General features: G+C 43.6%; 21 protein-coding genes. 3 read left to right on the top strand and 18 right to left on the bottom strand.

Going from position 1 to position 18,679, the window contains the following annotated elements:
- Nucleotide 1: 1 nt before the first annotated feature.
- The 12 genes from A6755_RS02755 to A6755_RS02700 form a co-directional block, all read right to left on the bottom strand.
- Nucleotides 2-460 (bottom strand): NUDIX hydrolase, encoded by a 459-nt coding sequence (locus A6755_RS02755; protein WP_034309963.1) that lies wholly within the window; start codon nt 458-460, stop codon nt 2-4.
- Nucleotides 461-1,017: 557 nt separating this feature from the next.
- Entirely contained in the window at nt 1,018-1,965 is a 948-nt protein-coding gene (gene trxB, locus A6755_RS02750) for a thioredoxin-disulfide reductase (RefSeq protein WP_034309960.1), read from the bottom strand.
- A 103-nt stretch (nt 1,966-2,068) separates the two neighbouring features.
- Entirely contained in the window at nt 2,069-3,571 is a 1,503-nt protein-coding gene (locus A6755_RS02745; RefSeq protein WP_034309958.1) for a tetratricopeptide repeat protein, read from the bottom strand.
- The gene (locus tag A6755_RS02740; protein WP_063589719.1) at nt 3,564-3,743 is read right to left on the bottom strand and encodes a hypothetical protein; all 180 of its coding nucleotides are present in this window, start codon (nt 3,741-3,743) and stop codon (nt 3,564-3,566) included. Before A6755_RS02740 ends, A6755_RS02745 begins: the two co-directional genes overlap by 8 nt.
- A 39-nt stretch (nt 3,744-3,782) precedes the next feature.
- Nucleotides 3,783-4,439: a bifunctional phosphoribosyl-AMP cyclohydrolase/phosphoribosyl-ATP diphosphatase HisIE gene (gene hisIE / locus A6755_RS02735; protein WP_034309952.1), complete on the bottom strand. Its 657-nt coding sequence runs from the start codon at nt 4,437-4,439 to the stop codon at nt 3,783-3,785.
- Nucleotides 4,436-5,194 carry an imidazole glycerol phosphate synthase subunit HisF gene (hisF, locus tag A6755_RS02730; protein WP_034309948.1) on the bottom strand — a complete coding sequence of 253 codons (759 nt, stop codon included), beginning with the start codon at nt 5,192-5,194 and terminating at the stop codon, nt 4,436-4,438. Before hisF ends, hisIE begins: the two co-directional genes overlap by 4 nt.
- The gene (hisA, locus tag A6755_RS02725) at nt 5,195-5,929 is read right to left on the bottom strand and encodes a 1-(5-phosphoribosyl)-5-[(5-phosphoribosylamino)methylideneamino]imidazole-4-carboxamide isomerase (protein WP_034309946.1); all 735 of its coding nucleotides are present in this window, start codon (nt 5,927-5,929) and stop codon (nt 5,195-5,197) included. It lies immediately after the preceding gene.
- Nucleotides 5,926-6,558 (bottom strand): imidazole glycerol phosphate synthase subunit HisH, encoded by a 633-nt coding sequence (hisH, locus tag A6755_RS02720; RefSeq protein WP_034309944.1) that lies wholly within the window; start codon nt 6,556-6,558, stop codon nt 5,926-5,928. The genes hisA and hisH overlap by 4 nt, the downstream gene beginning before the upstream one ends.
- On the bottom strand, nt 6,559-7,146 hold the full coding sequence (hisB, locus tag A6755_RS02715; protein ID WP_034309943.1) for an imidazoleglycerol-phosphate dehydratase HisB: 588 nt from the start codon (nt 7,144-7,146) through the stop codon (nt 6,559-6,561). It lies immediately after the preceding gene.
- A 104-nt stretch (nt 7,147-7,250) separates the two neighbouring features.
- The gene (gene hisD / locus A6755_RS02710) at nt 7,251-8,525 is read right to left on the bottom strand and encodes a histidinol dehydrogenase (protein ID WP_063589718.1); all 1,275 of its coding nucleotides are present in this window, start codon (nt 8,523-8,525) and stop codon (nt 7,251-7,253) included.
- A 26-nt stretch (nt 8,526-8,551) separates the two neighbouring features.
- Nucleotides 8,552-9,181: an ATP phosphoribosyltransferase gene (gene hisG / locus A6755_RS02705; RefSeq protein WP_034311625.1), complete on the bottom strand. Its 630-nt coding sequence runs from the start codon at nt 9,179-9,181 to the stop codon at nt 8,552-8,554.
- On the bottom strand, nt 9,174-10,358 hold the full coding sequence (locus tag A6755_RS02700) for an ATP phosphoribosyltransferase regulatory subunit (RefSeq protein WP_063589717.1): 1,185 nt from the start codon (nt 10,356-10,358) through the stop codon (nt 9,174-9,176). Before A6755_RS02700 ends, hisG begins: the two co-directional genes overlap by 8 nt.
- A gap of 470 nt (nt 10,359-10,828) precedes the next feature.
- On the opposite strand from A6755_RS02700, the gene A6755_RS02695 reads away from it, so the two are divergent.
- From A6755_RS02695 to A6755_RS26870, 3 genes are all read left to right on the top strand, one after another.
- Nucleotides 10,829-11,887: a processed acidic surface protein gene (locus A6755_RS02695; RefSeq protein ID WP_063589716.1), complete on the top strand. Its 1,059-nt coding sequence runs from the start codon at nt 10,829-10,831 to the stop codon at nt 11,885-11,887.
- Complete coding sequence (locus A6755_RS02690) at nt 11,883-12,521, top strand: class D sortase (RefSeq protein WP_063589715.1); 639 nt, start codon at nt 11,883-11,885, stop codon at nt 12,519-12,521. Before A6755_RS02695 ends, A6755_RS02690 begins: the two co-directional genes overlap by 5 nt.
- Before the next feature lie 78 nt (nt 12,522-12,599).
- Nucleotides 12,600-12,743 carry a YwzD family small protein gene (locus A6755_RS26870; protein ID WP_174878684.1) on the top strand — a complete coding sequence of 48 codons (144 nt, stop codon included), beginning with the start codon at nt 12,600-12,602 and terminating at the stop codon, nt 12,741-12,743.
- A gap of 40 nt (nt 12,744-12,783) precedes the next feature.
- On the opposite strand, the gene A6755_RS02685 is transcribed toward A6755_RS26870, so the two are convergent.
- The 6 genes from A6755_RS02685 to A6755_RS02660 all read right to left on the bottom strand — a co-directional run bounded on the left by A6755_RS02685 (nt 12,784) and on the right by A6755_RS02660 (nt 18,341).
- Nucleotides 12,784-13,302 (bottom strand): acyltransferase, encoded by a 519-nt coding sequence (locus A6755_RS02685; protein WP_034309938.1) that lies wholly within the window; start codon nt 13,300-13,302, stop codon nt 12,784-12,786.
- Nucleotides 13,299-13,970, bottom strand: a complete 672-nt coding sequence (gene ppaX, locus A6755_RS02680; protein ID WP_063589714.1) for a pyrophosphatase PpaX — start codon at nt 13,968-13,970, stop codon at nt 13,299-13,301. The genes A6755_RS02685 and ppaX overlap by 4 nt, the downstream gene beginning before the upstream one ends.
- Nucleotides 13,960-14,904: a nucleoside recognition domain-containing protein gene (locus A6755_RS02675; RefSeq protein ID WP_063589713.1), complete on the bottom strand. Its 945-nt coding sequence runs from the start codon at nt 14,902-14,904 to the stop codon at nt 13,960-13,962. The genes ppaX and A6755_RS02675 overlap by 11 nt, the downstream gene beginning before the upstream one ends.
- Before the next feature lie 27 nt (nt 14,905-14,931).
- A complete protein-coding gene (gene lgt / locus A6755_RS02670) occupies nt 14,932-15,744 on the bottom strand; it encodes a prolipoprotein diacylglyceryl transferase (protein WP_063589712.1) in 813 nt (270 codons plus the stop codon).
- 26 nt (nt 15,745-15,770) lie between these two features.
- Nucleotides 15,771-16,706, bottom strand: a complete 936-nt coding sequence (hprK, locus tag A6755_RS02665) for an HPr(Ser) kinase/phosphatase (protein ID WP_034309933.1) — start codon at nt 16,704-16,706, stop codon at nt 15,771-15,773.
- 534 nt (nt 16,707-17,240) lie between these two features.
- A complete protein-coding gene (locus tag A6755_RS02660; protein ID WP_063592406.1) occupies nt 17,241-18,341 on the bottom strand; it encodes a DUF4097 family beta strand repeat-containing protein in 1,101 nt (366 codons plus the stop codon).
- Nucleotides 18,342-18,679 lie beyond the last annotated feature (338 nt).

Below are 18,679 nucleotides of genomic sequence, written 5' to 3'. Positions count from 1 at the left end.
ATTAACCTGGATCCAACCGGTAAGAAAGCAGCTTGAACTCTGGCGTATAGGTAAAGGTTCCATAGATGATCCCACTGCCATGAACCATATAATCCAGGATGTGAAAATCACCTTCAGCCATCATCAGCTTTTTAACATCTTCAACCGGATGCCAGCTAAGTTCCCCTTCTTCACAAACATCCACATTTACACCATCGGAATCCGTTGCAAAGAAGGTGAACATCATCCATTCTGATAAAACTTTATCTCCGTCCTTCATGATGAAGGTGAAAATACCTTTGATGGAAGGGTTTTTTAAATAAACGCCCGTTTCTTCGCGATATTCCCTAATGCAAGCATCGCGAACAGATTCCCCAGGTTCCATCTTGCCGCCTGGAGCCACCCACCATCCGCGTCTAGGCTTTTTCAATAAGAGGATTTGATTATCTCTGATCAATACACAGTTTGTGACACGTTGCACGTTCTTCACCTCGATTGGCTCTGCTCGACTAATAGAAACCTTCACCCCCGTGTTGAAGAGATTCAGTTTATATCCTTAAACCGCCGCTAGATATCCATTTGGCGATCTACAAATGCTAATAGTTCAAACAAGTTGTATTTTTCATCTTCTTACCATTATGAAAGATATATATATGTTTAGTATATCTTATCATTATACTATTTTTAAAATAAGCTAACAATAAAGTAAACTTCCTGCATTGGGGGAATCTTCAATCGCAAGGAATCACATAGGTAAGCCTTTATCCTGCTTACCTCCTATTCTTCTCCACTTTCGCTTCCTAAATGCAAAGGAACGACTTGTTTCACATTAAAAACCGCTGGATACATCCTAAAAATTGGAACTAAAGATATAGTCTCAAAGCAGGAAAACAAAAAAAAGACACAGAAACTTATTCTGTGTCCTTAAACGTTTATAATTAAAGGGGGTCAACTTCTATCCCCTACTATACCGAATCATTATTTCACGCATGTTACAACATCGTTAAAACGGAATTACGATTGTATATTCTTGTGAAATCAAGCCTTTGGCTGCAATTTTTCTTGAAGTTCCTCAACAAAATGCTGAGCGGATTGGGCGGCAATGCTTCCATCGCCTGTAGCTGTAACGATTTGGCGCAATGTTTTTTCACGAACATCACCTGCAGCGAAAATACCAGGTACGCGTGTTTCCATCCGATCATTCGTTTCAATATAGCCTGTTGAGTTCAAGATGCCCAAGTTTTCAAATGGTTTCGTTAGCGGAAGCATTCCGATATAAATGAATACACCATCTGCGTCCATCACTGTCTCTTCTCCGTTTTCAGTGGAAACTAGTGTGACACCGCCGACCTTGCCGCCTTTTTCATTGATTTCCTTCAAAGTGTGATTCCAGATGAAGTTAATTTTCTCATTGGCAAATGCACGATCTTGAAGAATCTTTTGAGCACGAAGTTCGTCACGTCTGTGAACGATCGTCACTTTCGAAGCAAAGCGGGTTAAGTACACACCCTCTTCAACAGCAGAGTCTCCGCCGCCGATAACGAACAGTTCCTTTTGCTTGAAGAATGCACCATCACAAACTGCACAATACGATACACCGCGGCCGCCCAATTCTTTTTCGCCTGGAACGCCGATTTTCTTGTATTCGGCACCAGATGAAATGATGATTGAACGTGCTTTGAATTCCTTTGAACCAGCTTTGATCGTTTTATACTCTTCACCGTCGATGATTTCCTTAACATCCCCATAGGCATACTCCGCACCGAACTTCTTTGCATGGTCAAACATTTTCGTTGAAAGTTCAGGTCCGAGTATAGTGTCGAATCCAGGATAGTTTTCAACTTCCTCCGTATTGGCCATTTGCCCGCCCGGTACTCCGCGTTCTAACATCAATGTTGAAAGGTTCGCACGTGATGTATAGACAGCCGCCGTCATCCCTGCAGGACCAGCTCCAATAATAACAACGTCATAAATTTTTTCAGACATGTTTTCACTCCTCCATATTCCATTACAAATGGAACCTTCACTACGGTTAGTGTTCCCTACCTATTATCCTATATAACAAATAATTTTTCGTCCAAATATCTGCTCATCCGAGTAAGTTTTGAACCAACTTCACGTACTTAGATAAGGTGGACACCGAAATGAAATGTTTGTCTGCGATTGCCTGTTTGCTCGCCTTCTCACTTTTAAGCTGAATCCACACGTACTCCACCGCAGATGCCCATCCTGCAGGATTATTTAGCTTCTGCTCGGATTTCACCGCTTCGATGAAAACGGAAAACCACATTAAATAGAGCCCGGCTTCATTTAATTGTATCGGTTGGAAATGCTGATATAATAACTCAGCTGTGCGATCGGCAAAATCAATCGGTGTTAATTGGCGCTCTTTAGCAGGACCTTGAACAAGTTCGGCATAATCACGTTCCAATTCAGTGAAATTCTGGTTTAGGTTGAGGACCTGGTTTTTCAATAGCTTCTGTTTATGAACCGAATGTTTCAGAAGGAAAATGGCAAAAAGCCTTTCTTCGATGAATTCACTTTCCAGCCTTTTTATAATAGAAGGAAAATGATGTTCAAAACCATCTGAAGTTGCATTCATATCTCCCCAAGGCTCCATGCCTTCCTTTTCCGGGTTCATTTCCACGACCTTTTTCCATGCCTTTTTGGCAGCCTGTTCGTGGCCTAGGTGGTAAGCTGAAATGGTAAGCCAGTAGTAGAAGGTTCCATCTCCTTCGAACCCTTGCTTTTGAAGTCCTTTAAGCCAATTATATGCAGAAGCATAATTTCCGATCAGAGCGAAGGTCGCTCCAAGCTTGAAACGGTGTTCGGATAGCATGGGCCTAATTTTCTCCAGCATCTGTATGAGCTCTTCAACCTTTGCCTCATCCTGTTGATAATGATGAAATACAACAAGGTTACAAAGCGCATGCAGGTTTCCCGGACTTTTTTCCAGTACCTCATCAAGTGTTGCAAAAGCTTCATTCACTTGACCAAGATAGAAATAGGCAAGTGCCAGGTTATTATAAGCGGACCAGTAATCCTCGTACTCGGCAATCGTTTCTTTCAGCACTTCGATCGCCTTCGGGAAATTGCCTGATTCCAGGTACTCGCGGGCTTGTTCCTGTTTGGTAATGAGCCCATCATGCTTAAAGGGATTTTCTTCTGACTCATCCGACTCAAAAGTTATCAATTCAAGCAAATCCTCTGCGTCATCGCTGAACTCCCCGTCTTCTTCTTTATCAAGATAAGCACTGGCGTGACGATAAGCCTCCTTGAACATGCCTAAGTGGGCATAATTATTCGCCAGGAAGTAATGACATTCCGACATATAAGGATCCATCACATCCAAGATGTTTTCCAAAAGGTTGTTTGAATAATTATATTCACCGATTTCCGAGCAAGTGATAGCCAATTGACAAGCTATCATCGGTTCAGCAGGTTCAAGTTCCAGCGCACGTTCCAGGTATTTCTTTGATTTAGGTAATTCCCGTCTATGATAAGCTTTTAAACCCTTGGTGAAATAATACTCACCTGTTGGGTGAAAGGTTAGAATTTTTGCCTGTTGGCCAAATTTAGAGTCTTTACTCATGTAATCCTCCATCTACAAGTTGATTAACCATAGTATTATAACATATTGGAGAAAATTTGCCGAACAATTCAAGAAAATGGAAAACAGGAATCATCATGCTTTCTTCAAGAAAAATTGAAGCATTTTCCTTGTCATATGTTGATTCAGGATCACTGCCCGCCATCGTAAACACACACAAAAGCCCTCCTATTGACGGAGGGCAATCACCATTTCATTCGGTTTCTTTCGGTTCATCCTTTTCGGCATGTCTAGCCTTCAATACATCAAGCACCGCTTGGAAAGGCAGCTCCTGCTCTTGAAGAAGAACGAATAAGTGATAGAGGAGATCGGCACTTTCCATCGAAAGTTCCTCTGCATCACGGTTCTTAGCAGCAATGATCACTTCTGCCGCTTCTTCACCGACTTTCTTCAGGATCTTATCAACGCCCTTATCGAATAGGTAGGTCGTATATGAACCTTCAGGCATTTCCGATTTTCTTTTTTCAATCAATCTTTCTAATTCCGTCAAGAAAGTCACATTCGCCTTCACGGCTTGTCCGGCTTCCCCGTTTTGGTAAATCGTTTCGCTAAAACAGCTTGTTGCCCCAGTATGGCACGCAGGTCCTGCAGGCACGACCCGCACGACCAATGCATCCTGATCGCAGTCATACTTCATTTCGGTGATTTTCTGGATATTGCCGCTGGTTGCTCCTTTATGCCATAATTCATTGCGCGAACGGCTGAAGAAAACCGTTTCCCCTTTTTCAATCGACAATTGCAGAGATTCTTGATTCATGTAAGCAAGTGTCAGCACTTCGCCTGTTCCTGCATCTTGAATAATTGCCGGTACCAGACCTTTTTCGTCGTATTTAATAGTTTCAAGATTCATCGTACAACCACTCCTTGTTGTTTGAGAAACGCTTTGACTTCTTTAACGGATGTTTCTTTATAATGAAAAATCGATGCCGCTAATGCTGCGTCGGCTTTACCTTCTTGGAAGGCTTCCTGGAAATGTTCAGCGTTGCCTGCCCCGCCAGATGCGATGACCGGAACTGAAACGGCTTCAGATACCGTTTTTGTCAAAGCGATATTAAACCCTTGTTTCTCGCCGTCACAATCCATGCTTGTCAATAAAATTTCCCCAGCACCGCGGGATACGGCTTCCTGCGCCCACTCGGTCACTTCCCATTCAGTCGGTTTCCGGCCGCCGTGGGTATATACGCGCCATGACCCAAGCCCTTCATCATATCGGGCGTCTATGGCAACCACGATACATTGGGAACCAAAATAATCAGCACCTTCATTAATTAACTCAGGACGCAGGATGGCTGCTGTATTTAGGGATACTTTATCGGCACCAGCCCGCAGGATCTTCTTCATATCCGCCAATGAATTAATGCCGCCGCCCACCGTGAACGGGATTGCCAAGCTGCCCGCTACCGCTTGAACGACGTCGACGATCGTTTCCCTGCCTTCATGTGATGCGGAAATATCCAGGAAGACAAGCTCATCGGCACCTTCTTGATCGTAAAAGGCTGCAAGTTCGACCGGATCTCCAGCATCCCTAAGGGAAACAAATTGTATGCCCTTGACTACGCGCCCATCTTTTACATCGAGACATGGAATAATTCGTTTAGTGAGCATTTAACCACGCACCTTTTCTAGTGCTTCTTCCACAGTAAAGCGGTTGGTATAAAGTGCCTTGCCGATGATAGCCCCTGCAATGCCTTGGGCTTCAAACTCCTTGAGGGTGATAAGGTCTTCGAGTGAACTAATGCCTCCTGAAGCAATCACGTTTTTACCAGTTGCCTCCGCCATGGCCAATATACCTTTCACATTCGGCCCTGAAAGCATGCCATCCGTCGCGATATCAGTCACGATAAAGGTCTCGGCACCTGCATCGGCCAGTAGTTTGCCAAGATCTACCGCAAGGGTTCCAGACGTTTGAAGCCAGCCATGAGTGGCAACCTTGCCATCCTTCGCATCGATCCCGATAGCGATATGGCTTCCATATTTCCTAATCATATCTTTAGTGAAATCAGGGTCTGAAACGGCCGAGCTGCCTAGAATGACACGTTCCACTCCATTATCCAGATAATGGGCTATATCCCGTTCCGTTCGGATGCCGCCGCCGATTTGAATGCGGGCGCCTAACTCACTTGCCGCTTTAATTACGTAAGAATCATTGATTCTTACTCCCTCTTTAGCTCCGTCAAGGTCGACCATATGTATCCAACCGGCTCCTTGGTCCGCAAAGCTTTTAGCCATATCGAAGGGGGAATCACCATAAACGGTTTCCTGATTGTAATCTCCCTGGATTAAGCGGACGCATTTGCCTCCGCGCATATCAATCGCCGGGTAAATAGTAAAGTTGCTCATGCTTCTTCCTTCCCTTCTACTAATGACAGATAATTTCTCAAGAGTGACATGCCCATATTCCCGCTTTTTTCCGGATGGAACTGCATGCCGAACACATTCCCTTTACCAACGATTGCCGGAACTTCCACATCATACGTCGCCGAAGCGGTAACGAATGAATCATCTGTATCGACGTAGTATGAATGGACGAAATAAACATGTTCCTCTTCCAGCCCCTCATTCACTGGTGATGCGTGTTTGAATTCAAGTCGATTCCAGCCCATGTGCGGCACTTTATAAACCTTGTCATTCGCATCCACTCCCTTAAAACGAACGACTTTTCCCGGGATGAGGGATAATCCTTTTGCCGGTCCATTTTCCTCACTTTCATCAAAGAGAAGCTGCATACCAAGGCAGATGCCTAATAGGTATCCCCCATCCGCTACATATCCCCGCAGGAATTCATCCAGCTTTTGTTTTTCCAAAAGACTCATGGCATCCCTGAAAGAGCCAACGCCGGGAAGTATGATCCCTTTCGACTTTGAAAGTTCTTTTGGGTCATCGGAAATGAATGAATCGGCACCAAGGCGCTCAAGACCTTTACTTACAGAAAATAAATTCCCCATGCCATAATCGACGATCCCGATCATTTACAACATTCCTTTCGTCGAAGGGATGCCTTTGACACGTGGATCGATTGTCGTAGCTTCATCCAATGCACGGCCAAGCGCTTTGAATATTGCTTCGATCATATGATGTGTGTTGTGACCGTAATGAACGACTACATGAAGGTTCATCCTGGCTTCAAGAGCGAATTTCCAAAGAAACTCGTGCACCAGTTCAGTATCGAAAGTACCGACCTTTTGCGAAGGAAACTCAGCCCGGAACTCCAGATGCGGACGGTTGCTTAAATCGATGACAACCTGGGCGAGTGCTTCATCCATTGGTACGAAAGCATTTCCGTAACGCTTTATCCCGCGCTTGTCTCCAAGGGCCTCCAATAACGTCTGACCCAAGCAAATGCCAATATCTTCAGTTGTATGGTGATCATCCACGTCTGTATCTCCATTTGCATCTACTGCCAAATCAAACTTCCCGTGTTTCGTGAACAAATCCAGCATATGCGTCATAAACGGAACGCCGGTCTTAATGGAGGAATTACCTTCCCCATCCACATCAAACTTCAAACTTATTTCCGTTTCATTCGTCTTTCGCTCCACACTAGCAAAACGTTCCATTACAGCTCCTCCTCAACGGGGTACGACCCCTTTTCCCAAGATGTAAAAGCATGTCTAAAGTCTTTATATTACTGATTTCACTTATTTAATCATTCAGGACCTTTTCACGATTCATTCACACCACGTGATTCGATGGCACGGGCATGGGCCTCAAGTCCTTCCATTCGGGCAAATGCTGCGATTTTTTCTGCATTTTTGCGGAAGGCCGTTTCACTATACATGATGATGCTCGATTTCTTTTGGAAATCATCCACATTCAGCGGGCTGGAAAAACGGGCGGTTCCATTGGTAGGCAACACATGATTGGGGCCTGCAAAGTAATCCCCGACGGGCTCCGAGCTAAAACGCCCAATGAAGATTGCACCGGCATGACGGATTTTAGCCATGATTTCAAGTGCATCTTTGGTCACAATTTCCAAATGTTCCGGTGCAAGTTCATTAATCGCTTCAACAGCTTCTGCCATATTCCCGCATACAATGATTCTTCCATAATCCCTTATCGATGCTGCAGCAATATCATGACGCGGAAGCAACGCCACCTGCTTGGTCACTTCTGATGCCACTTCTTCTGCAAGAGACGTAGAAGTCGTGACCAAAACACTGCAAGCCTGGGCATCATGCTCCGCCTGTGATAACAAGTCTGCCGCTACTTCTGCAGCGATGGCCGTTTCGTCCGCCAATACCGCTATTTCACTTGGACCTGCGATCATATCAATGGCGACATCCCCGAATACTTCGCGCTTCGCTAACGCCACATATATATTTCCCGGACCCACTATTTTATCCACTTTCTTAATTGTTTCCGTCCCATAAGCGAGGGCAGCTATGGCCTGAGCCCCGCCAACTTTATAGATTTCCTTAACTCCGGCAATTTTGGCGGCTGCCAAAACCACTGGCGATAATTTCCCATCTTTCCCTGGAGGAGATACCATAACGATCCGTTCCACCCCCGCGGCCTTCGCAGGCAGTGCATTCATCAATACTGACGAAGGATAGGCCGCTGTGCCTCCAGGTACATAAACACCTACAGCATCAAGAGGTGTCATTTTTTGTCCTAGCATCGTTCCTGTATCATCAGTCGTAAACCATGAATTTCGAATTTGTTTCTCGTGAAACATTCGGATATTATTCGCAGCTTCTTGAATAATATCAAGCTGCTCAGCAGTCAATGCCGCTGTCGCTTCTTCCATTTCCTGCTCCGATACAAGCAATTCCCCTGGACTGACACCATCGAAACGTTCAGTATAGGTATGTAAAGCCGCGTTTCCGCGTTTCCTGACATCATAAATAATATCCTGAACCGCTTTTCTTTGATCGGCAGTACCTGCTTCAACCGAGCGTTTCAGGGAAATCCCTTCAGCAAACCGTTCTATTTTCATACCTTCACCTCATTAGCGATTCTTTACTATTCAATAATTTCTGCTAGCCGTTCCACGATTTCGGTAATCCTTGCTTCTTTAATTCGATAGCTGACAGGGTTTGCTACCAGCCTCGAAGTCACATTGGCGATTTTCGCATATTCCACAAGACCGTTTTCCTTCAATGTCCGCCCGGTTGAAACGATATCGACGATTCGTTCAGCTAACCCAATTAACGGTGCTAACTCAATAGACCCATTCAACTTTATAATCTCGACTTGCTCCCCCTGCTCGCGAAAATAACTGGAAGCAACATTCGGGTATTTACTGGCTATTTTGGGGGCGATGTCACTTATTTTCGTACCAGGCAGTCCAGCTACAGCCAAGTAGCAGGCACTGATTTTCAAATCAAGTAACTCATAGACATCACGTTCTTCCTCAAGCATGACATCCTTCCCTGCAATTCCAATGTCAGCGACACCGTGTTCCACATAGGTTACGACATCCATCGGTTTAGCTAAAATGAACCGAAGATTCTCTTCTTCCACCTCAAGGATCAATTTCCGGGAATCATCAAACTCGGGAGGGAGACGAAAACCGGCCCTTCTTAATAGCTCTGCCGCTTCTTCAAATATTCTCCCTTTCGGCATGGCAATCGTTAAAAAGCTATTATTCATCTTTTCCATTCCCCCCGTTCCCCACGAATAAATGAACTTCAGAAAATGTCCGTGTAAAAGCATCGACATTTTGGACGACTGTAATATCTTGAATCGTTACCGATTTCCCTTCGGAGCGTTTTTCCCTTGCAAAACCGATCGCTTCCAATCTTCGTTCGGGACTGAATAAAATACATTCTGGCGCGACAGGCTGAATCGGCTCCCCAAGAGCTTCTGCAAGACGATCCACCCGGATTGCAAAACCTGTGGCCGAAGCATTCCAGCCGAACTTCTCAAGCAGGTTATCATACCGGCCGCCATTGCCGATTGGAGAACCGACTTGTCCGGCATACACTTCAAATAAAGTTCCCGTGTAATAACTCATATGACTGACCAATGTAAGGTCGAAGCTCACATATTGTTCAACGTCAAATTCTTTTAGCTGCGCAGACAATTCCTTCAGTTCAGCCAAAGAATCTTGCCCTTTATTATTTTCAACCAACCCTAGCGCCTTTCCCATGGTTCCTTCACTGCCACGTAAGGAGGTAAATTCGATAAGCCGTTGTTTATCAATGGATGAAAGCGGCAGTGATTTAACATGCTCACGATAACCAACATAATTTTTTTCATACAAAAACTTCCTTAATATAGAGGCCCTTTCCTCCGTACCTAGAATGCTCAAGAAAAACTCTTGCAGAAATCCGATATGTCCAATGGAAATTTTAAATTCCTGAAGCCCTGCAGCCTTTAGAGCATCCGCAAGCAGGGCAATCATTTCAGCGTCGGCACTTATTGACTTATTCCCGATACATTCAATGCCAATCTGTTCGAATTCTGCCGGCTTGCCTCCTTCACGCTGCTGTGCCCGGTATACATTCGCGGAATAAGCCAGGCGAAGCGGAATTTGCTGTTTTAGCAGCTTGGATGCTGCGACCCGTGCAATGGGCGCTGTCATCTCGGGACGGAGTACGAGCGTATGCCCCTGGGAATCAAGAAGTTTAAACAACTGTTGATCCAATATTGCTGAAGCCTCGCCAATTGTTTCATAATATTCCAAAGCTGGCGTTTCAATAAATTGATAGCCCCACTTCTTGATTTCATCACTCATTTTATTTCTGGCCGACACTTTCGTTTCATACAGCACCGGCAATGTATCTCTCATGCCTAATGGTTTTTCAAACATAAATGGCTTTGTCACGACTGCACATCCTTTTGCAATATTGATTACTATCTATATCCAATCGGTCCGCCTATAGGCAAAAACCGATGCACCCATTCCCTATTTTTTTATCCCTTTATCTTTCCAAGGTTTTCACGCTTAAATCCAATTTTCGGATAACATATAAAAATAGTATCAAATTAAATGACATAATCCTATAAATAATCGCAATAATCTATTAAATCACTTTAGTTCGCTAATATGGTAGCAGGTTGAAGTTATTAATAGTTTACCCCTGCCCCCACCTCACGTCAAGGAAAATATGCCTAATCCCATTCCTTCCTACCACGTCGTTCTTGGATATTCTTCATGATTGGTTTAAGCCCTTTTCCCCGGATACTTCTTCCTATCTTTAGCCATTCATTGTTATTAATGTGTACCTTTTGGTTTAGCTGTTTTATAATACATAGGAGTTTGGCAATATTAGAGAAATTTAGGGGGATATGGGAATGAAGAGATATTTTTCGTTTTTTGTGGCACTTATCGTTCTTTTTTCACTGGGTTCAAGCGGAACGAAGGGTTTTGCGGCAACTAAGATCAACCAGGATGAGCTTAATGCATACCTTTCTGAAGTTAGAATGACGCAAGAAGAATTGGAAGAGTATTTATCCTATTACGACTTAACATTGAATGAACTGAAATCGGCAGAAGAGTTGCGTGAAACATTAGGACCTGCCGTCACTCTTGAGAGCTTACAGAATCTACTTAAACAATATGAAATGACAGAAGCTGAACTTACTGAATTATTAATGGAATACGGCGAACTGGAAGAGGGTGATTCCATCATCGATACCTTCCATTTCATTTACGACATTGAGGATATCATCGATTTAGAAATGGATTATGATGAGGAAGAGATGGAATATGGCGAGGAAGAGATCAGCGATTTAATGGATGGTCTCTTTACTGAGATCGGCCTTACGGACGAAGAGCTCGACAGATTCATGAACCACCTTTTGCCTATCGTCGAAGACCCTTCTTTTGAATCTCGTTTAATGGCGATCTCCGATAGGATGAATCAACTCGAGTATTTTGAAACAATTGATGAATTATCTGCAGAACAAGTGGCAGAATTGCTTTCGATATATAATGATCTTCAAAGCTTGCTGCAAATTCAATTCAAATTTTCTTTAATTCAGGATGGTGTCACGACAAACCTATCCCTTGAGGCATTATTCCAGCTTAAGGAATTGACGAATGCTAGTTTACTAGTTTCCATTTATGATTTAAACGGACATTTCCTTCTCGATTTTACATTGACTGGTGAAATGATCGGTTCCGATTTAGTGAAAGAAACCAGCAATGACATGAAACAGTCCACCGAGGTCATTTCTAAAGTGGCTGAGGTAAAAAAAGAAAAGAGGAAACCTTCGAAACCTGAGCATAAAACGGAAAAAGGCGGAGTGCTTCCTAAAACGGCAGGTAATTATTTATTCGGGGCTTTATGCGGTTTAGTGTTGATGGGTATCGCTTTCGGATTAATTAGAAAAGCGAGACTCACTAATTAAGATGAGCAAAAATAGGCAATCCAGGCATAAGAAAAAATCGTTGCTTATCACTGCTGTTTTCTTTTTAACCTTAGGTTTTTATTTTACAACGACAAACGCTTATACGCTGTTAAAAGGCTATGCCCTATATAAATGGAATGAATCTGACACGACGGAAGCTACGGCTAAGCTCCCCGAACCGAAGACGAAAGCAAATAGTCCCGATGAGCTTGAACTATATGAAGAACGACCGGAGACAGGTGATTTGATGGGTGAGCTTTATATCCCAAAAATCGAGGCAACACTCCCAATTTATCACGGAACGGACGAAGATGAACTCGAAAAGGGCGTCGGTCACTATGCGGGGTCCGTCCTTCCCGGTGAAAAGGATAATTCCGTTTTATCCGGTCATCGGGATACAATTTTCAGAGATCTAGGTGAAGTCGGCGAGGGTGACTTGCTGATTGCCAAGACAGAAGCAGGTTCGTTTACATATAAAGTGAGGAAGGTCCGTATCGTCGATGCGGATGACCGTACCGTGATCGTTCCCAAGCCTAAAGCCACACTTACAGTAACAACCTGCTACCCTTTTTCATATATTGGTAGTGCACCGGAACGGTACGTATTGGTTGCCGATTTATTGAAATCGGAATAGATAAATGAGATGCGGGGCTGAAATCGTTCAGCTCCCTCTACATAAATCTTTACTAGATGATAGGAGGACAAGCTCAATATGGAAAAACAGGCACAGGAAAGGTTTTTTCAAATTTTAAAAGAAACGTATGAAGCGACGGTGAACCAGGAAAATATATCAATCAACGAAGTGATAGATCATCTAAAGAATGAACTGACTCCGTTATACCCAAAATGCCATTAAAAAAGGACCTGCCGCATATAGGGGCAAGTCCTTTCTTTTATCATAAGGAAGTTTGCTGCTCTCTCTCAAGCATTTCCTCTTTGGTATATATGATTTTCATTGGATTCCCCCCAACGAAAGCTCCCTCCGGAACATCCTTATGGACAAGCGTCCCCGCAGAGACAATCGCCCCATTACCAATTGAAAGTCCTGGAAGAATGGTCGAATTCGCGCCAATCAATACTTCATCGCCAATGACCACTTCTCCTAAACGATATTCATGAATCAAATATTCATGAGCAAGGATCGTCGTATTATAGCCAATGACAGTATTTATTCCGACCGATATTTTTTCCGGAAACATCACATCCGGCATGACCATCAAGGCAAACGAAGTATGCTTCCCGACCTTCATATGTAAAAAAGTCCTGTATAGCCAATTCTTCATGCCCAGAAAAGGCGTGTAACGCGCTATCTGTATCACCACAAAATTCTTGACGACTTTCCAGAATGGAACGGTCTTAAATACATGCCATAGTGAATTGGCCCCTTCAACTGGATAGCGGGACGTGCGCCTCATTTTTTTCTAGCCTCCGTGAGTTTTTCAACCTCAACGATATTCAATAAATCCGCCATCTGCTCAAGCATATAATCAGGGTGATAGCTTTCCAGGAATTCACGGCCTTTAATGGACCAGGAGACCCCTGCCGTTTTTGTACCTGTATTTTTCCCGCCCATGATATCATGATAACTGTCGCCAATCATGATCGCTTCTTCAGGGACCGAACCGAGTTGATGTAAAGCTTTTACCAAAGGCTCTGGGTCCGGCTTTGCCTTTTCCACCTCATCCAGTGTGACCACCACTTCAAAGAACTGATCCAGTTTGCTTAAACGCAGGCCCTTTTCGACGACATCACGCTTCTTTGTCGTAACGACTGCCAATTTATAACCGCTCTGCTTCAGCGTTTGAACGGTTTCGAACACCCCGTCAAATTGTGTGACAAGCAAATCATGGTTCCTCCAATTATGCTCCCGATAGTATGCGATCATTTCATCCACACGTTTTGAATCAATGGAAGAAAACGTATCGACCAAAGTCGGTCCGATAAATGGAATGATATCTTCCCGCTTGTACTTTCCAGGACAAAAGTGGTTTAAAGTTTCTGTAAAAGAGGCGATGATCAATTCATTTGTATTAATCAACGTACCATCAAGATCAAATAATAATGTAGTTATGTTACTGTTCATATACAGCTTCCTTTCTCTGTACCCTATCAGTCCGATTCCATATATATGCAACGACCATCGTTAAAACAATGGCAGTGAGCAGCCGAATAAGTAACAGCGGCAAGACCGGAATCCCCAGCGGAATAAAAATCAGTGTGTCTTCTACAACAGCATGGCAGGCAACTAAAAAGATGAATGCAATCGTCATATCCTTCTTCGAAACATTATCCTCTTTAGCCGCTTGAATCATTACGCCCGCGCCATATGCCAAACCAAGAGTCAAGCCTGTAACGAAAGGCATGGAAGCATTCGGCTTCATCCCCAGGACCTTCATGAAAGGAGCAAGGCTCTTCGAGAAGGCTTCCAGCCACTTTAAATCCTTCATGATTTGAACCGCCACCATGAGCGGAATAACGATGACCGCAAGCTGGCCAATTCCTGAAAGGGCCTGGATGACCCCATGCAAAAGGATTGCTCCCGTTCCGTTAATCTCTGCAGCCTCCCCGATAGCCGTTCCGTGGGCCATTTCAGATCCGCCCTGCCAAACAAGATTGATGACGACCGCGGACAAAAGCGCAAGCCCTATCCGTACTGTTAGAATGACCCACAGCTTGACACCGGTTTTCATCGCCACACCTGACTCAATCAATAAATTATGTGAAAAAGATAGCATCATAGCGATGATAAAAACTTCTTTCACAGTCAAATCAAGCGTTAATATGCCAGCAATCGCTGCGTATAAATTCAGGAAATTCCCTAATACAAGAGGAATTGCAGCATCCCCTGGAAGACCGATGAGATTCATCAAAGGCGCTATCAAGTTGATGATGAACGGCAATACAGGCGTATATTGAAGCACAGTGACGATCAGAGTAACCGGAAATATCACTTTCCCCAAAGACCAGGTTGTATCCAAGCCTGAAAGAAGTCCCTTTTTAACCGAATTTACTATCACTATGCCCTCTCCCTTTTCACATATTACCTATGCATCTAAATATCTTTTGTCTGCATGCCCGCGGACCCTTCTATAGACCACTAAAGCAATGGCTACAGCTATCAACACTATCGAAATCACTTGTGCGATACGCAGTGACTCCGTCAGCATCAAACTGTCCGTCCGCAATCCTTCGATGAAATAACGTCCGATGGAATACCATAATACATAGGTTAAAAACAGTTCCCCCCTGCGCAAGTTCACTTTCCGTAAACTTAAGAGAATTATGACTCCGAGGATATTCCAAATCGATTCATACAAGAAGGTCGGGTGATAGTAAGTACCGTTTATGTACATTTGATTTATGATGAATTCAGGCAAATGCATATTTTCAAGGAATGACCTTGTTACTTCTCCCCCATGCGCTTCCTGATTCATGAAATTACCCCAACGGCCAATCGCCTGCCCCAACAATAAGCTCGGTGCAGCAATATCCACCAGCTTCCAAAATGAGACCTTCTTGACCTTTGCAAAAACGATTGCAGTCAGCACCGATCCGATCAACGCACCATGTATGGCAATTCCGCCATTCCATATTTTTATGATATCCCCCGGGTTTTGTGAATAGTACTCCCATTGGAAGATCACATAATAAATACGGGCACTAATGATCGCGATCGGGACAGCAAACAAAATCAAATCAGTAAATATTTCCTTATCAAGACCTCTTCGCTCAGACTCCCTTAATGCGATAATTAGTCCCAATAACACACCGAAACCGATGATTAGCCCATACCAATGTACCTGGATGGGCCCTAGATCAATCGCTATCGGATTCAGCGGCTGTATTCCTTGTTCCATTTTGTCCCCTCTTTTCCTATAACCTTTTAAAATTCATCATGTTCCGGATCTGCAATGGCATGGTTCAAGCGATCTGAAAACTGTTCTGCAGCATTTACTCCCATTCGTTTCAGACGGTAATTCATGGCTGCCACTTCAATGATAACAGCTAAATTTCGCCCTGGACGGACAGGTACGGTAATTTTCGTCACTTCCGTATCAATGATTTTCATTTTCTCTTCATCAAGGCCAACCCGGTCATACTGCTTATTTTTTTCCCATAGTTCCAGATTGATGACGATTGAGATCTTTTTATTGCTGCGGACTGCACCAGCTCCAAAAAGTGTCATTACATTTATGATTCCCAATCCCCTTATTTCAAGAAGATGTTCGATTAAATCCGGGGCATTCCCGACAAGTGTATCTTGATCTTCCTGCCTGATTTCGACGCAGTCATCGGCTACGAGACGATGACCCCGTTTCACTAATTCCAGGGCTGTCTCACTTTTACCGACTCCGCTTTTACCGGTGATCAACACACCTAAACCATAGATATCCACCAATACACCATGAACGGCAGTGGTTGGTGCCAACCTGCTTTCAAGGAAATTGGTCAGACGGCTGTATAACCTTGTCGTCTTCATATTGGATCTCATCACAGGAACGGATTCCCGCTCAGAAGCTTCGATCAATTCTATCGGCACTTCCTGACCACGCGTAATGATGATGCCTGGAGTGAAGTCCCGGCACAACTCTTCCATCCTCTGTATTCGATCCGGTTCATTCAACCGATTAAAAAAGGACATCTCCGTCATACCTAACAGCTGTACTCGATCTGCTGGATAATAATCAAAAAAACCGGCTATTTCAAGTCCGGGACGAGATAAATCACTCGTGACGATCGGTCGGTTAATTCCTTCTTCCCCACTGATAAGTTCTAGACCGAACGCTTCTACTATATCCTTTGTACGGACTTTTGCCATATATCTTTCCTCCTTTTGGAGCGATGCTATTTTTTGAGATACTTTTTCTATTTTAGCATTTTTCTGTTAATAACCAAACAATGCACTATCGATTTAACGTTTTTTTATTTACTCCCGCCGGATTTGCCACGTGAACAGGAAAGAGATGAGGATGAACATAAATAAAAGAAAGCCCGCCATTTTATATTGGCCGGCTCACTTTGGAGACAAAAGGGATAGGAAAACGCATCTTTCATCAAATGATGTTCCCGAACCAACTCCCAAGCACCCCCTTAGGTGTGGTTTCGCTAAAAATTGCATGTTGATTTCCGCTCAAGAAACTCGCTTATCCAGAGGCGGTCGTGGAGCCTCCTCGGCTTGCGCCTGCGGGGTCTCCCCTAGACGCGCTTTTCCCGCAGGAGTCTCGTACACCCGCTCCAATCAACCTTATTATTAAATTTAGAACAATTCATAAAAAAACTGCAGGCAAACTCGTTTTCAGAGAGTTTCCCTGCAGTTTGCTCCGTCAGTGATATCAACAGTCTTTCCCTTTCTTCAGGAAACCGTTATTGCTGCAGTCTTCGTTTCTGCAAAAACATGAAGCACAGGAACTTCTTCTTTAACCGTCTTGAACTTAAGGACCTTCTGAACCACATCACTTTTCTCTTCGATGATGGTCATCCCTTCCAAAGTTACATTAAAGCTTCCTAAATTGGATTTCAACTCTCCTTCGATCGCCTTGCCTGGAGGCAGGGTCAGCTGGACTTTTCCAGTGACTGACTTAGCATGGATCGAATCGCAATCCATTCCTGAATTCGTACAGATGACTTCACCATTGAACGTTTGAACATCCAATTTCTTGAAGTACCCATCGGCATTAATTGCTCCATTCAAGGTCTCGGCTTCCAGGTCATTAAAATTGGTATCTGAAATGGTGATCATCCCGTTACCAGTTTCAAGCTCACAGAAATCACCCGTACCCCGCATGATATGAATGGCACCATTCGCCGTTTTCGCTTTAAAGTTCTCTGATTTCAATGATTCAGCCGTGATTGCTCCATTGAACATCCTAACATGAATGTCCTCATATTCCTTTCTTGGAATGTACATGGTCGTATCAACCTTTATGGATTTTTCACGAACCTTGAACTTCAATTTTCCATTTTCAATCGTGAAATCGACTTCTTCCAAAAAGTTTTTCCTGGCTTCTTCTATATCTTCCACACGGTATACCTTAGCTTGGCATTCCACCCGGACATCATCATGGTCCCATGCGGCGATTTTCATTTTCCCATTTGCTATATCTACATCAACTACATTCAGGAAATCTTGATCATGCTGGAAAATATGACTGACCTCCACAGATTTTCCGAAATTGAAATCAAGATCCGTTTCTTTGATTTTCTTAAAAGCACTTTCAACGAAATCCATAATCTTTTCTTTCGATGACTGGATATTCTTCTTAAACGTATCCTGATTGCTTCCTTCGCTTTTCTTATCCACGACTACCGTCGATAATTCATTTTGCAATTTCTGCTCTTTAGCTTCACTTTCCTGACTGGCTTTATCTAATTCTTCCAATAGGCCCATGGCTTCTTCCGCTGATAACTTTCCATCCTGAATCATTTCTAAAATTTTCTTTCTTTCCTCCTGCATGAACATTCCTCGCTTTCTTCTATCATTTTATTCATACATACGCCTAGATATCTAAAAAGTTTCATAAATACCGTTTTTCCCATCATTCGACAAACGAAAATGACAATTTCCGAAAAGGAAGATGTTTGATTTCCCCGGAAATATCTTGTTTTCCCATTCTTTAATCAAATGATTGATTAAATGAACACCGTCATTTTTCTACAAAAAAACAAGCCTGATGGCTTGTTCCAGACTGTAGATAAACTTCGAAGAAAAGCCAGTTTTGCCTGCAGTTTTTATTTAAAAACGTACCAATTGATTTCAGAAATCCGCTCCCTTTCCGCCGGCTGTCTGCCAAG

It is taken from the genome of Peribacillus frigoritolerans, assembly GCF_001636405.1.
Classification (GTDB): domain Bacteria; phylum Bacillota; class Bacilli; order Bacillales; family DSM-1321; genus Peribacillus; species Peribacillus frigoritolerans.
This window is presented reverse-complemented; position numbering and strand designations above follow the sequence as displayed.